At 56.3% G+C, this 14,889-nt stretch carries 12 protein-coding genes; 5 read left to right on the top strand and 7 right to left on the bottom strand.

Annotation, left to right across the window (positions count from 1 at the left end; translation table 11 throughout):
* Nucleotides 1–47: 47 nt before the first annotated feature.
* Complete coding sequence (locus ACR0ES_RS14900; RefSeq protein WP_480488684.1) at nucleotides 48–2,228, top strand: Tex family protein; 2,181 nt, start codon at nucleotides 48–50, stop codon at nucleotides 2,226–2,228.
* Between the two features lie 280 nt (nucleotides 2,229–2,508).
* Nucleotides 2,509–3,705, top strand: a complete 1,197-nt coding sequence (locus tag ACR0ES_RS14895; RefSeq protein ID WP_480484341.1) for an acetate/propionate family kinase — start codon at nucleotides 2,509–2,511, stop codon at nucleotides 3,703–3,705.
* Here ACR0ES_RS14895 and ACR0ES_RS14890 read toward each other — a convergent pair.
* From ACR0ES_RS14890 to ACR0ES_RS14870, 5 genes are all read right to left on the bottom strand, one after another.
* Nucleotides 3,702–4,469, bottom strand: coding sequence for a citryl-CoA lyase (locus ACR0ES_RS14890; protein WP_480871187.1), 768 nt, complete (start codon nucleotides 4,467–4,469; stop codon nucleotides 3,702–3,704). The genes ACR0ES_RS14895 and ACR0ES_RS14890 overlap by 4 nt on opposite strands.
* The gene (locus ACR0ES_RS14885) at nucleotides 4,466–5,650 is read right to left on the bottom strand and encodes a CaiB/BaiF CoA transferase family protein (RefSeq protein WP_480774232.1); all 1,185 of its coding nucleotides are present in this window, start codon (nucleotides 5,648–5,650) and stop codon (nucleotides 4,466–4,468) included. The genes ACR0ES_RS14890 and ACR0ES_RS14885 overlap by 4 nt, the downstream gene beginning before the upstream one ends.
* Nucleotides 5,643–7,154 carry a tripartite tricarboxylate transporter permease gene (locus ACR0ES_RS14880; RefSeq protein ID WP_480588430.1) on the bottom strand — a complete coding sequence of 504 codons (1,512 nt, stop codon included), beginning with the start codon at nucleotides 7,152–7,154 and terminating at the stop codon, nucleotides 5,643–5,645. Before ACR0ES_RS14880 ends, ACR0ES_RS14885 begins: the two co-directional genes overlap by 8 nt.
* A gap of 1 nt (nucleotide 7,155) precedes the next feature.
* Nucleotides 7,156–7,638, bottom strand: a complete 483-nt coding sequence (locus tag ACR0ES_RS14875) for a tripartite tricarboxylate transporter TctB family protein (protein ID WP_267366075.1) — start codon at nucleotides 7,636–7,638, stop codon at nucleotides 7,156–7,158.
* Nucleotides 7,639–7,704: 66 nt separating this feature from the next.
* Nucleotides 7,705–8,685 (bottom strand): tripartite tricarboxylate transporter substrate binding protein, encoded by a 981-nt coding sequence (locus tag ACR0ES_RS14870; protein ID WP_480871185.1) that lies wholly within the window; start codon nucleotides 8,683–8,685, stop codon nucleotides 7,705–7,707.
* A gap of 108 nt (nucleotides 8,686–8,793) precedes the next feature.
* Between ACR0ES_RS14870 and ACR0ES_RS14865 the strand changes: the two genes are divergently transcribed.
* From ACR0ES_RS14865 to ACR0ES_RS14855, 3 genes are read left to right on the top strand one after another with little or no spacing between them, the layout of a single operon-like run.
* Nucleotides 8,794–9,462: a response regulator transcription factor gene (locus ACR0ES_RS14865; RefSeq protein WP_267366073.1), complete on the top strand. Its 669-nt coding sequence runs from the start codon at nucleotides 8,794–8,796 to the stop codon at nucleotides 9,460–9,462.
* Nucleotides 9,452–10,819, top strand: coding sequence for a sensor histidine kinase (locus tag ACR0ES_RS14860; protein WP_480588529.1), 1,368 nt, complete (start codon nucleotides 9,452–9,454; stop codon nucleotides 10,817–10,819). The genes ACR0ES_RS14865 and ACR0ES_RS14860 overlap by 11 nt, the downstream gene beginning before the upstream one ends.
* A complete protein-coding gene (locus ACR0ES_RS14855) occupies nucleotides 10,798–11,805 on the top strand; it encodes an ABC transporter substrate-binding protein (RefSeq protein WP_480871183.1) in 1,008 nt (335 codons plus the stop codon). Before ACR0ES_RS14860 ends, ACR0ES_RS14855 begins: the two co-directional genes overlap by 22 nt.
* A gap of 8 nt (nucleotides 11,806–11,813) precedes the next feature.
* Here the strand turns inward: ACR0ES_RS14855 and ACR0ES_RS14850 are convergent, their stop codons facing one another.
* Nucleotides 11,814–13,088: an HlyD family type I secretion periplasmic adaptor subunit gene (locus ACR0ES_RS14850; RefSeq protein WP_480871181.1), complete on the bottom strand. Its 1,275-nt coding sequence runs from the start codon at nucleotides 13,086–13,088 to the stop codon at nucleotides 11,814–11,816.
* Nucleotides 13,089–13,129: 41 nt separating this feature from the next.
* Nucleotides 13,130–14,869 (bottom strand): type I secretion system permease/ATPase, encoded by a 1,740-nt coding sequence (locus ACR0ES_RS14845; protein WP_480484348.1) that lies wholly within the window; start codon nucleotides 14,867–14,869, stop codon nucleotides 13,130–13,132.
* Nucleotides 14,870–14,889: the final 20 nt, after the last annotated feature.

Genomic DNA, 14,889 nt, shown 5'->3' with positions numbered 1-14,889 from the left:
AAACGGCTGGTTAAGAAGTTCTTCCACCGTCGCTTCAGGAGGCACCATTGGACCGTATCGCCCGCACTATCGCCACCGAGATTAAGGCACGTTCCGAGCAGGTCGGTGCCGCGATCAAGCTACTGGACGAAGGAGCAACCGTGCCTTTTGTCGCCCGATACCGGAAAGAAGCAACCGGAGGATTGGACGACACCCAATTGCGCCTGCTGTCTGAGCGGCTGACTTATCTGCGCGAGCTTGAAGCGCGGCGTGAAACCATTCTGAACTCGATCAAGGATCAGGGCAAACTGACCGACGATCTGAGTAAATCCATTGCGCGCGCGGAAACCAAAGCGCAGTTGGAAGACATTTATCTGCCGTATAAGCCAAAACGGCGCACCAAGGCGATGATTGCACGCGAAAATGGGCTTGAACCTTTGGTTGACGCTATTCTGGCGGACCGCAACTGCGACCCTGAAATATTAGCCGCGGCGTACCTCACCGAGGCGGTAACAACGACCCGGGATGCTTTGAACGGTGCGCGGGATATTTTGACCGAGCGGTTGACAGAAAACGCCGCTCTGCTGGGCGAATTGCGCAGTTTCATGCAGCACGAGGCTCTGCTCAGCGCAAAGGTCATAGAAGGCAAGGAAAAGGACGGCGCCAAGTTCAGTGACTACTTTGACCATTCCGAATTGTGGGCGGACGTGCCGTCACATCGGGCATTGGCGATGCTGCGGGCATCCAAAGAGGGCATCGTCACGCTGGATATCGCGCCTGAACCGGAGTTTGGTGCCGCGCGGGCCGAGACGATTGTCGCCGCCCATCTACAGACACGTGGCACTGGGCTAGCAGACGTGTGGTTGCGCAAAGTCGCGGGCTGGACTTGGCGGGTGAAACTTTCGCTGTCCATGATGGTCGAACTGATGGCTGACCTGCGCAGCCGGGCGCAAGACGAAGCCATTCAGGTCTTCTCGCGAAACCTCAAGGATCTGCTGTTTGCCGCACCGGCAGGTGCCAAGGCGACCTTGGGTCTGGATCCGGGCATTCGTACGGGCGTAAAGGCTGCTGTTGTTGATGCGACCGGCAAGGTTGTCGCCACCGACACCTTGTACCCGTTTCAGCCGAAGAATGATCTGCGAGGTGCACAGGCCAGTATCCTCAATCTGATATCAGCTCATCGGATCGAACTGATCGCAATCGGGAACGGGACGGCCAGCCGTGAAACCGAAAGGTTGGTTGCAGACACTCTTGCACTTCTACCCAAGACGGTGAAAGCACCAACAAAAGTGGTGGTGTCAGAAGCTGGCGCTTCGGTTTATTCCGCATCTGAACTGGCTGCGCGCGAATTTCCTGATCTGGATGTCTCGCTACGTGGCGCGGTCTCGATTGCGCGCCGATTGCAGGACCCCTTGGCCGAGCTGGTTAAAATCGAACCGAAATCCATTGGTGTTGGCCAGTATCAGCATGATGTGGATCAGCATCGCCTGTCACAGTCGCTGGATTCCGCGATCGAGGATGTGGTGAATGCTGTCGGGGTTGATCTGAACACCGCATCTGCCCCTTTGCTGTCACGCGTGTCTGGTCTGGGTCCGGCGCAGGCCGAAGCGATTGTCACCCACCGTGACCTGAATGGGCCCTTCCTATCGCGGAAGGATTTGCTGTCCGTCGCCCGCCTTGGACCACGTGCGTTCGAACAATGCGCCGGTTTCCTGCGCATCAGGGACGGTTCAGAGCCTTTAGACGCGTCTTCAGTGCACCCCGAAGCCTATGACATTGCGCGCCGGGTCGTTGCCGCCTGCGGTCGCGATATCCGTCACATCATGGGCCATGATGGCGCGTTAAAGGGGTTGCGGGCGGAACAATTTGTAACTCAGGATTTCGGCCTGCCGACGGTTCGGGACATCTTTGCCGAACTTGAAAAGCCCGGACGCGACCCCAGACCCAGTTTTGTCTCCGCATCTTTCACCGATGGCATCGAAGAAATCACCGATCTGAAACCCGGAATGGTTTTGGAAGGCACAGTCACCAACGTCGCCGCTTTCGGCGCTTTTGTGGATATCGGCGTGCATCAGGATGGGCTGGTTCATGTCAGCCAGCTGGCGGACCGGTTTGTCAAAGATCCGCATGACGTGGTTAAAACCGGGCAGGTGGTTAAAGTACGTGTCGTCGATGTTGATGTCGCGAGAAAACGCATTGGGTTGACCATGCGAAAACAAGGGGGTGGAGGAAACCGTCGCGGAGGATGAAGTGAACTTTGCTTCGGAACCCGTGTTTGACAGCGTCAGCTTAGTGCCTTGCACGTGTTCCAATCCATGATTACGACTAGGTTGGCAGGAATGAAGGTGATGTTGGCACCCCGGAAAAAAATGGGCTGAACGATCTTTTCTTCCATGGAGATTTGCAAAGACCAGGGTTTGTAGCGGTTGGCTGGCTCGTAGTCTTGGGTAATGTCTTAAACTCAACCTTGTACCAGAGCGGATCAGTAAACCTTAGGAACTTCACCTTTTCGCAAACCAGAGGATATGCATGACACATGTCGTGACCCTGAATGCCGGATCGTCTTCGATGAAGTTCGGCCTGTTCGAACTGACAGAAGACGATCCAGTCATGGTGTGCACCGGTGTGGTCGAACGGATCGGTGAGCCTGAGCCAATCGTCAAGGCGCGGTCATCTGGCGGTGGAGTTCTGGCGAATGGCACGGCAGGAGATATTCACGATCACGCCGCCGCCCTGGACTGGGTACTGAACCTGTTGTCACGGGCCTTCCCCAGTTGCGAGGTCACCGCGGTTGGGCATCGTATTGTTCACGGCGGACCTGAGATCGATACGCCTTTGCCGTTGACCGCCGCTGCTTTGGAGGAGTTGGACAAGCTCTCTCCGTATGCACCTCTGCACCAGCCGCACAACCTGGCTGGCGTCAAGGCAGCTATGGAACGTTTTCCGAATGCCGCCCAGATTGCCTGTTTCGACACGGCCTTTCATCGCAACCACCCCTGGGAGAACGACGTATTCGCCCTGCCGCGCGAGTATTACGACAAAGGCGTCCGACGCTATGGTTTTCACGGGCTTAGTTATGAATACATCTCAGACCATTTGGCCAAAACCGCGCCGCTTTTGCACGCGGGGCGGGTTGTGGTTGCGCATCTGGGCAACGGTGCGTCGATGTGTGCCATGATCGGGGGGCGATCCGTCGGTTCGACCATGGGGTTTTCGTCGTTGGACGGTCTGCCGATGGGATCCCGTTGCGGTCAGCTTGATCCCGGTGTTTTGTTGTATCTGATGGATCAGGAAGGGTTGAGCGCCTCAGAGATTTCCGACCTTCTGTTTCGCAAATCAGGGTTGCTGGGTCTTTCGGGACTTTCAAGCGACATGCGCACTCTTGAAAAAGCAGATACCCGCGAAAGCCGACAGGCCATTAGCTATTTCACGTTCCGCATCCGCCGCGAACTTGGGGCAATGGCCGCAATATTGGGCGGTATTGATGCCTTGATCTTCACAGGTGGTATCGGAGAAAACTCGCGCCTTGTACGCGACAGGGTATGTTCCGGAATGGGCTGGCTGGGGATTGAACTGGATCCCGATGCCAACGCGGACAATGATCGGATCATCTCGACAGACCTGTCCCGAGTGGTCGCCATGGTTATCCCGACAAATGAAGAGCTGGTTATTGCCCGTGCGGCCGCCGATCTGTTGGCAAATCGATCCCATCGGAAAAGCGCTTAACCCGGCTGGTACGTCCAGCGATATGAGGGTGGGGTCGGCCCTTTGTTGCGACCACCTTGCTGCATCTGCTCCCAGGCATGTGCCAGAATACCCACTGATCGGGTCAGGCAGAAAAGGCCGCGCGCCAATGGTGGCGCAAACCCAAGCTCGGCATAAATAACTGCGGTTGCGCCATCGATGTTCATCGGGACGGGTTTACCCTTACGCCGCGCAATTTCTGCCTCGATCTGCTGCGCAATGCGCATGAATTGCCCATCGCAAGCACCGGTTTTCACCGCTTCGGCGACCAAGTCCATCAGGCGCGGCGCGCGGGGGTCTGTGGGCGTGTGAAACCTGTGTCCAAAACCCGGAAGTATCTTTCCGTGGCTTTCGATCCACGCATCGATTGCCTGCGCCAAAGTGCCAGGGTAATGGCCCACAAAGTGGTAGAGTTCCACGGCCTGCTCGCCAGCCCCTCCATGAATGTCGCCCAACATGTTCACAGCGCTCGCCATCGCGTTGTTGAGAGGCAGGCCACAGGTAACCGCCATGCGCGCGGTTGCAATCGACGGTGCCTGAGGACCGTGGTCGACTGCCGCGACCAGCGCGGCTTCGAACAATTGGGCCTGCGCTTTTGATGGGCGGTCGCCGCGTACCATAAACCAGATCATCTCCGCAAAACCAAAGCGTCCGATCAGGTTTTGAATCGGCTCCCCGCGCAGGTCTATCCGGCCAGGTTCCATATCGATGATGGATGTTGCCCAGCAATCTGACACATCGCTCATATGATCCCCTCTCTGCTCAGCGCGTCGACTTCCGCGTCGGTCAATCCGATTTCGGACCACACCGCCTTGTTGTCGGCCCCAAGTTTTGGTGGCGCGATTTGCGGCATTCGCCGGGCGCCATCCATTACGACGGGACTGCCTGCAAGTTGCATTTGTTCGCCGTGAACCAACAAAGAGCCAATCAGACCGCGATCGGAAAGTTGCGGGTCTGCAAGGGCCTCGGGCACGGTCAGAACTTGTCCTGTCGGTACCCCCAATGCGTTTAGTTCACTCGCCCACTCGGACGCGGCCTTCGTCTTTAGGGTGCGTTCCAGTTCTGTACGTAAGGCGTGGCGGTTTGTTTTGCGATCTTCACGCGTTGCGTAGTCGGGGTTGTCCAGCAGGTCATCCCGCCCGAGACAGCGGGCAAGTGCCTGCCATTGCTCGTCCCGATTGGCCGCGATGTTGATAGGGCTGTCCCGCGTGGCAAATGTACCTGAGGGGGCCGAGGTTGTGTTCTCATTCCCATGCGCTCCGGGCGTTACGCCACCCACCAGATAATTTGAAACAACCCAACCCATTGTCGAAATAACGGCTTCGGACATCGCAACATCCAGATAGGTGCCGCGTGGGTTGGCGTTCAATGCCGCCGCGACTGCAAAGGCGGCCGTCATCCCCCCGACCGTGTCCGCCAACGGATAGCCGACGCGATACGGTGCCGTGTCGGGGGCGCCGGTGATTGACATCACGCCGCTGATACCCTGCACAATCTGGTCATAAGCTGGATCGCCGCGCCGGGGGCCATCCTGCCCGAACCCGCTGATGGCGCAATAGATCAGGTTGGGATTAACGTTGCGCAGAACTTCATAACCAAGACCAAGACGATCCATTACTCCGGGCCGGAAGTTTTCCACCAGAACTTCAGCTGACTGGACAAGGCGTTTCAGCAGCGCCTTGCCCTTTTCCGATTTCATGTCCAGCGTGACAGACTTTTTTCCGGCGTTCTGCGCCAGAAAACTGATCCCCATCCCCGCCTTGTTTCTGGCGGGATCTGCACCCAGAACGCGAGCAAGGTCGCCACCATCGGGGCGTTCGACCTTGATCACGTCGGCACCCATCAATGCCAGTTGGTAGCAGCAATACGGACCCGCGAGGACATTGGTCAGATCGAGAACCCGTATTCCCGCCAGCGGGTCAGTCACCTTCGGCAACCCCTTCCGCCCGGGCCTGTGCACGGCGCGCGCGGTAGCTGGGTAGGAGCACCAGAAGCGCCGCAATAACCAGCAGACCCAGCGTCATCGGGCGTTCCCAGATAAAGGCGATACCATCGTACAACTGCATGGACCGTGAGAAGTTGTCTTCCATCATACCGCCGAGGATGAAACCGATCAGCAGTGGTGCCAGTGGGTAATCAGCAAATTTCAACGCCGTTGCACATACCCCAAAACCCACCAGTATCAGCAGTTCGGTTGCATTGTTCTGTCCGATATAGGCCCCCATCAGAGTAAAGAACAAAATAAAGGGGATCAGATAGTTACGCGGCACCGAGAGAACTTTGGCAATATAGGGGATCAGCGGCAGATTCAGGATCAGAAGTACCAGATTGCCAATGAACATGGACATGATGACCGCCCAAAAGATCTGCGGTTCGTCCAGCATAAGGCGTGGGCCCGGCGTCACGTTCAGGGCAATCAATGCGCCAAGCAGGATCGCCGTCGTTCCCGATCCGGGAATGCCAAGCGTCAGAAGCGGCACGAACGAGCCTGTACAGGCGGCGTTGTTTGCTGTTTCAGGCGCGGCCAGCCCTTTGATTGACCCTTTGCCGAATTCGTCCTGCTCGGCCTTTGGAGCGATGTTACGTTCGACTGCGTAGCCCAGAAAACTGGCAATCGTTGCGCCTGCACCGGGCAGAACGCCGATGAAAAACCCTTGGATAGACTGGCGGCCAATCACCGGAGCAATGGCTTTGGCTTCCTCCCTGCTTATGCGCAGGTCCTTGATTTCACCTTCTTCGCCCTTAAGGTCCTTGGGTTTGAGAACAAGAAACAGCGCCTCGGGTAACGCGAACATGGCCATTGCAAGTGTGATAAAGCCAAAGCCCGACTGCAAATCCATGATGCCCATGGTGAAACGAGGCATATTGAACAGTGCGCCTTCGCCAACGGTGGCCATGATCAATCCAAGGATTGTCATTATGATAGCCTTGGCAACCTGACCTGTTCCCGCAAAGGCGGCAATGGCCGACAAGCCGACAACCATTAGCGCGAAATACTCGGCTGAATGGAAAAGCAACGCAACAGACGACAGGGCAGGGGCGAAAATCATCAAAAGCAATGCGCCTAGCGTACCGCCTGCAAAACTCGCGATTGCTGCAATGGTCAGGGCTTTGCCCGCTTTGCCCTGACGTGCCATTGGGTAGCCGTCAAAGCTTGAGGCGACGGTACCCGCGACCCCCGGCGCATTCAGCAGAATAGAAGAGGTCGAACCACCAAAAATGGCGCCATAATACACACCGGCCAGCAAGATCAGCGCAGCGGACGGGTCGCCCATGGAAATAGCTACCGGGATCATGATGGCGATGATCGACATCGGGCCCAGACCCGGCAGCATTCCGATGAATGTGCCAATCAGACAGCCCGCCACGACCATCAGCAGATTTTGCAGTGAGAATGCCGTTTGCAGGCCAATCAGAAGTCCTTCAAGCATGTCAGCCTCCGAAAATGCCGGGCAAAGGGCGCATGTATATGCCAAGGACTTCCTGAACCAGATACCAGACCGTACCGGTGGCGATCAGGGCGACGGGCAGCATGATATGCCATTTTCGTTCACCCAGGATAAAAGACCCAAAGATCAGGAAGGCTGAAGTTGAGATCAGGAACCCGACGGGACGCAGGCACAACGCGTAGACAACCATCAGAACCAGCAGCATGATCGCCTGACCAAGATGGTAATCGCCCAACCGCCGGTAATCGATTTCAGGTTCGCTGGGTTCAGCCTTTTCAAAGCCCAGCAGAATGATCGTGGCCGTGATGATCCCCAGAATTGACAAGACTTTTGGGAAAGTGCTTGGCCATATGGGGTTTCTTTGCATGAAAGGGGGTAGACTACTGTCCATCGTGAACCAAGCGGCGTAGCCATATGTTAAACAAACACCCAGAAGAATGAGCGCGATCCAGCGATCCAGCGCCATGAGACCCCCTCCTTTTTTTCGTCGTCAGGGATGGCAGAGCGGGTTACCGCTCTGCCCAAATTGTATTCAGAGGAAGCCCAGCTTCTTCATCAGATCACCGATCTGTTGTTCCTGCTGCTCAAGAAATGACCGGAAATCATCGCCCGAGTTGTGGATGTTCACCCAACCGTTGCGTGCACGAACCTCTTCCCATTCCGGGGTGTCGTACATCTTGGCAATCGCGGCCTGGTAGGCTGCAAGCTTGTCCTCGGGCAGACCCGGGGCCGCAAAGAAGCCACGCCAGTTCACAAAGGTGGTGTCGATGCCCTGTTCTTTCATGGTCATCGCGTCTGGGGCGGCATCTACGCGATCTGCCGATGTGACGCCGATGATTTTGACTTCACCTGCGTTGGCCAGATCGACGGCTTCAGAGAAACCTGTAGACAGCGCTGCGATCTCACCGGACAGAAGGGCAGCCATGGCTTTGCCACCCGCATCATATGGAATGTACTTCACGCCAAGCGCATCTTTTCCGGCCGCTTCCATCACCATGGCTGCGACCAGGTGGTCCATACCACCAGGAACCGAGCCACCGCCGATGGCCGTGTTGCCCGGGTCTGCGTCGAAGGCAGCAAGCAGATCACCCATAGAGTTGATGGGGCTGTCTTTGCCGACAACAATGGCTGCGTAATCACCGATCGTACCCGACACCAGCGTCAGGTCGCGGAAGTTGTGAGGGAACACGCCAGTCAACGAACGGATCACGATTGGCGTGGAGTTTACCATCAATGTCCCGTGGTTGCTGTCGGCGTTTTCAATCAGATAGCCGATGGCTTTGCCGCCACCACCGCCTGACATGTTTTCATAAGACGCGGTGCCCACAAGACCGGCGTTCGTCAGCGCTTCGCCGGTGCCGCGGGCGGTACCGTCCCAACCACCACCGGCGCCGCCGGGGATCAGAAAGTGGATGCTGTCCACTACCTGGTCTTCAGCCAGAACAGGTCCTGCAAGACCTACTGCAGCTACAGCTGCGATAAGGGCGCGACGGCCCAGTGCGAATGTTGTCATGATGTCCTCCCATTTGACAACGGGCCGCATGGCGGCTCAGATTGGGAAGAACAAAAACACACCAACCTGACATCAACCTGTCACGCGCGAGAATAGTATAAAAGCCCGATGAAATTTCTGCTTGTCGAAGACAATCTAGACCTCGCAAACGCAATCAGTTCCCGCATGAGGTTAGACGGGCATGTGGTTGATAACGCGTCTACATTAGGTGATGCTACTGCCTTCGTTGAAACTCAGGAATACGATCTGATCCTGCTGGATATCATGCTGCCGGATGGGGACGGTCGCGATTTCCTCAAGCGGCATCGCGCGAGCCATTTGGACACGCCGGTGATCGTTTTGACGGCCCGCAGTCAGGTTTCGGATCGAATCGGCTCGCTTGATCTTGGTGCTGACGATTATGTCACCAAACCGTTTGATCATGCCGAGCTTGAAGCGCGCTGCCGCGCAGTTCTGCGTCGTAAATCCGGGAATACGAAGACAACGATAGAAGTCGGCGGCATCGTATTCGATCCCCTGGCTGGCCATCTGACCGTGGGTGACGAGACCGTGTCGCTGCGCAATCGTGAACTGCGCCTGCTGGAATTGTTCATCAGCGCACCTGGTCAGGTTTTTTCGAAACAAAAACTAACGGACCGGCTGTTTTCTTATGATGATGATGTCTCTGATAACGCGATCGAAGTTTATGTGGGCCGTTTGCGCAAGCATCTGGAACCCTCGGACCTGAAGATCACCACGCTTCGTGGGCTGGGATACAGACTTGACCATGCCTCCTGATCCCAATGTGTCAGGATCGCTGCGGAACAGGCTGGTTCTGACACTGATCGGCGGCGCGGCCATACTTGCGTTCCTGCTGTTTGTCGCAGTCCGAAACTATGCTGCGCAGGTCGCGCAACAGGGGCAAGACAACATACTTGGTGCATCAGTGGCCTCAATCCTCGATGCGGCCGCTTTGCGGGAAGGGGAGCTGGAGGTCGATATCCCATATGCCGCCTTCGCGATGCTAAGCACCCCTGCGGACGACCGGATCTTCTATTCTATTTTTCAGGACGGCACGTTTCTTTCCGGATACGAGGATTTTCCACCGACCATTGGACCGCGTGACGGAAAGTCGCTTTTCAGTTCCAGTCAGATTCGCGGTGAAACCATTCGTCAGGTCAGCGCCAGCCGGACTTTGGTGGGATTGGATAAGCAAACCGAACTGGTGGTCGCGCTGGGGCAGACACAAGACGCGTTGGCCGAAACTCTGGACCAGATTTCGCGCAATGCAGCGATTCTGGGCGTAGGGTTCTTTGCCCTTGCTGCCGCTCTTTCCTTCTGGGCGACGTCCTCGACCATCGGGCAGTTGAATAGATTGACAACCTCTGTCACCCGCCGTGGGCCGCAGGATCTGAGCCCGTTCAAAAAGCCGGTACCCCGCGAAATGGCCCCCTTGGTTGCTTCGCTGAACTCATTGATGGGTCGGCTTGATCAGTCACTCAGCCAGTCAGAAGACTTTATTGCCGAGGCGGCCCACCGTGTTCGCACCCCTCTTGCTACGGTCAGGTCCTATGCTGACGCCACTTTACAAAGGGTTGAAAAAGAAGAAAACCGCGAGGCGCTGCGCTCGATGGTGCGTGCCATTGACGAAAGCTCTCGTGCAGCAGGACAGCTGTTGGATCATGCGATGATCACGTTCCGGGCTGACCATCTTGAGCGGGAAGACATTGACCTGAACGCTTTGGTCAGTGACCTTGTGCAACGCCTGACACCAATTGCCGAGATGAAGGACTTGTCGTTGTCGCTTTGTGGCGACCCACAGGTCATGTATTCAGGTGACCCCATCCTCATTCAAAACGCCGTGCGCAACATGATTGACAACGCACTTAAATATGCTCCGGCCGACAGTTCTGTTCGCATCGAAGTCACGTCGGAGCCACGGGCTCAAATCCGGGTAAAAGACCGTGGCCCGGGGTTTCCCTTAAACGAAATTGACACTCTCACGCGTCGGTTTGAACGGGGTAAGAACGCAAGTGGTACCATTGGGTCCGGTTTGGGCCTGACCATCGCGCAGGACGTTGCAACAGCGCATGGTGGAGCGCTTGACTTGTCCAACAGGCAGGGAGGTGGCGCATGCGTTACATTATCGCTTTAGTCATCCTTTGGATTCCTGCCGTCACACTGGCGCAAGTCTGGGAGGATCGGCAAGTATTCAACGCCGAAGCAGACGAGGCTCATATTCGGGTCATCTCAAGCACCGATACGTTTTTGTTTGAGCCTATGATTTCCAGCTTTATCAAGGAAAACCCTGACGTTTCTGTCGAGTATTTGGTGACGGGTACTGCCGACATCGATCGGATCGTGCGCACCGCACCGGAAGATTTCGATATTGTCATTTCCAGCGCCATGGACCTGCAACTGAAACTGGCCAATGACGGTTATGGACGCGTGATAGATGACATATCCCTGCCGTCCTGGGCGCAGTGGCATCGCAGTCTTTTCGCCTTCACGTTCGAGCCCGCGACCATCGTGATTAACCGTGCCGCCTTTTCCGATGCGCCTGTCCCAGAGACCCGACAGCAATTGATTGAAGCCCTTCGAATGCGACCGGACAGTTTTCGGGGCCGGGTGGGAACTTATGACATCCGTCAGTCCGGTCTAGGGTATCTGTTTGCGACGCAGGATGCCCGTGCGTCAGAAACGTTCTGGCGTCTGATGGAAGTCATGGGCGGGTTGGATGTGCGTCTGTACTGCTGTTCCGGCGACATGATTGATGATCTTGTCAAAGGTGAGATCGCCGTAGCCTATAATGTACTTGGCAGCTATGCGGATGCGCGCGCCGGGCACAAGGATACGCTTGAGGTTATCCTGCCGTCGGATTTTCAGACGACCATGATGCGCACGGTGATGGTTCTTGAAGGTACACCCGTACCCGAATTTGCCGCGTCTTTTGTTCGTCACCTTGTATCAAAGCAATCCACGCAGTCAGGTGGTGGCCACACCCTCCCGCCTTTGGCACCTTTTGACACGGACGAAGAACGTGAAACGATAGGGCTTGATCCAGCGCTGATGACGTTTTTGGACAGATTAAAACGCCGCCGTTTTCTGGCCGAATGGGAAAGTGCAGTTATCCAGAGATAGCCCTGCCGTCATTCCCTAAATGCACGATTGAAGTAATCGGCCATCGGCTTGACCAGATAGGACAACGGGGTGCGTTCATCGGTTTTGATCAGTGTCTCAACAGGCATACCCGGCAAAAGCTCCTGACCGTTGAGACGGTCCAGCTCGCCATCATTCATAACCACTTCGGCGCGGTAGAATGTAAAGCCGGACTTTTCATCCGTGAATGTATCGGCTGACACGTTTTTGACCTGCCCGTCCAATTCAGGCGTTTCACGCTGATTGAAGGCCGGAAACCGCAGGGCGACAGGTTGACCCACATGCAGCTGATCCACATGGATCGCGTCAACGCGCGCGGCGACAAGCAATGGCGTATCCTGTGGAACAACATACATCATGGGTTCACCCGGCTGAACGACAGACTGAAGGGCAAAGACCTGACTTCCATATACTGTTCCGCTGACCGGTGCGCGGATGTCCAATCGTGTCAGCCGCTCGGACAGGGACAGTCGGCGTTCCGATAGTTCAGCAACTTGCGCCTGTACGTCCCGCAACGTGGTAATTGCCTCTTCCCGGCGGGTTGCAGACAGTTCAACGATCTGGATCTCGGTTGAAGCGATCTGCCCTTTGAGGCGGGCGACAGCAGCTTCCAGTCGGCCTATTTCACCTGTCAGGCTGGCTTCTTCCCGTTGCAGGGCCAGTACACGACTGGTTTGTGTCAATCCACGTTTCAACAGGCTTTGCTGGTCTTCCAGCTCATCCTCGATCAATTCAACCTGACGGCGCAGCGAAACGAGTTGGGCCTGCGTGCCTTCAATCTCACTCTCGATCTGAACCAGCTGCTTGTTCAGCTGTTCTTGCTGTTTGGATAGGGTTTCCACCCGGGCGTCGAACAGGTTTTGCTGACCTTCGATCAGGTCCAGATCAATGCTGTATTCCGTCTGAACCTCGTGCAACCGCGCCGCCAACTCTTGCGACGAAAGCCCGTCGCGTTCGGCCTGAAGCCGGACACGCCGTGTCAGAAGCTCAAAAAGCTGCGCTTCCACAATCGTCTGTTCGGACGATAGGAAAGTATCATCCAGCCGCAACAGCATCTCGCCCGAGGCGACCACATCACCATCGCGTACAAATATTTCGCCAACAACGCCGCCATCAGGGTGTTCGACCACCTGACGGTTGCTTTGTACCTCGATCACTCCTGAGGATACGATCGCACCTGCGAGGCGCGTCTTCACTGCCCAAAGACCCAATCCGCCAACCAAAATGGCAAGTGCGGCGAATCCCACCAAGGCAGGAATTTTCATACTCCAGGCCTGCGCCTGCTTCTTGGTCGTCTTTTTTGCCATTATTCACCTACGGGGCTAAGCTTGCGCTTAATCGCGCCGGCATTCTGCACCATTGCGCTGAGAACCTCGTCACGGCTGCCGAACCTGACCACTTGTCCTTTTTCGACAACGGCCAGATCGTCACATTCCGAAATGGCCTGCGGGCGGTGTGTCATGATGATCGCGGCTTTGCCGGCCGCCTTGAGCCCCCTCACGGCTGCGTTCAAGGCTTCGGTGCCATCCGCGTCCAGTGCCGAGTTTGGTTCGTCGAGAATAAGCAGAACAGGGTCGCCATAGAGGGCGCGGGCCAGCGCGATGCGCTGTTTCTGCCCGCCTGACAACTGGCTGTCATTGCCTTCAAGGAAGGTACCATAACCCTTTTCCAAAGACAGGATCAGGTCGTGCGCATTGGCTTTCTTGGCTGCGGCCACCACTGCTTCGGAATCCGGGTTTTCTGACATCCGGGCGATGTTCTCGGCCACAGTCCCGTTAAACAGGGTAACCTGCTGCGGCAAATATCCGATATGGCTGCCCAGATCGTTGGAGTCATATTGATCCAGAGTGGCACCACCCAGCCGAATTTCACCGGCTGCCGGATTCCAAAGCCCCAGCAACGCCTTGGCCAGTGTCGTCTTTCCCGATCCGCTTTTGCCGATGACACCCAGCGCCTTGCCCGGTTGCAACTTCAGATTCACGTTCCGCAACGTTGGCGTTGTTGCCCCGGGGGGAATGACAGTCAGCGATTTGGCTTCCAACTGTGCCTTCGGGATGGGCAAGCGAATCCGCTGCTCTTCGGGCGGGGTCTGATCCAAAAACCGGCTTAGGGAAGTCCAGGCCGTTCGCGCACGTTCGATCATGCCCCATTGGCCGACCGCTTGTTCGACCGGGGCGAGGGCTCGACCCAAAAGGATTGAACCCGCGATCATCGCGCCCGGTGTCATTTCGTTTTGCAAAACCAGCCACGCGCCCAAGGCAAGCATTGCAGATTGAAGAAACAGTCGTAACGACTTGGTCAAAGACGTAAAACTGCCTGTCCAGTCGCTGGCCGAAATGGTTTGGCGCAAGGCATTCGAACGCTGGTCCAACCACCGCTTTGTCACGTCCGCCTGCATACCCTGTGAGCGCACAACCTCTGCCGCTTGTCTCGCATGTTCCGCAAAGGCGTTTGCCCGCGCTGCTGCAGTTTGTGCTTCAGCGACTTTTCTGCTGGTCAGAGCCTGATTGAGCAGTGCAATCACGACAAGCAGAACACCGCTTGCCACGGCCAGCCAGCCCAGCAAGGGATGAAACAGGAAAATCGCACCCAGAAAAACAGGCGTCCATGGAATATCCATCACCGCCAGCAGAACGGGGGATGAGCACAGGTTTCGAATGGATTCCAAATCACGCAAGGCCGTTGCCGGGGCAGATCGTATTTGCGGCAAAAGTGAACGCCGCAGCGTTGCTTCGAAGACGCGCTCATCCAACTGTGACTGGAACCGTGCGCCGAACCGGGCCACGATGCGTCCGCGGGCAAAATCCAGCATCGCCATCAGCGCATAAAGCAACGCCACCAACAAAAACAGCGCTGTCAGTGTTTCCACTGCACGCGAGCCCAATACCCGGTCATACACCTGCAACATGAACAATGGGCCAGTCAGCATAAGCAGGTTCACAAAAATGCTGAACAAGAACGCCAAAGCAAGGAACGCGATCCCCTGATTGCGCACATTGCGCAGTTCATGCCGGGGGGCCGCAGATACGCGGTGTTCAGGTTTCAATGTTTTAAATCCATATTATC

Source organism: Ruegeria sp. N7 (genome assembly GCF_056531345.1).
Note: the sequence above shows the minus strand (reverse complement) of the source record. Positions and strands in the feature narration are given on the sequence as shown.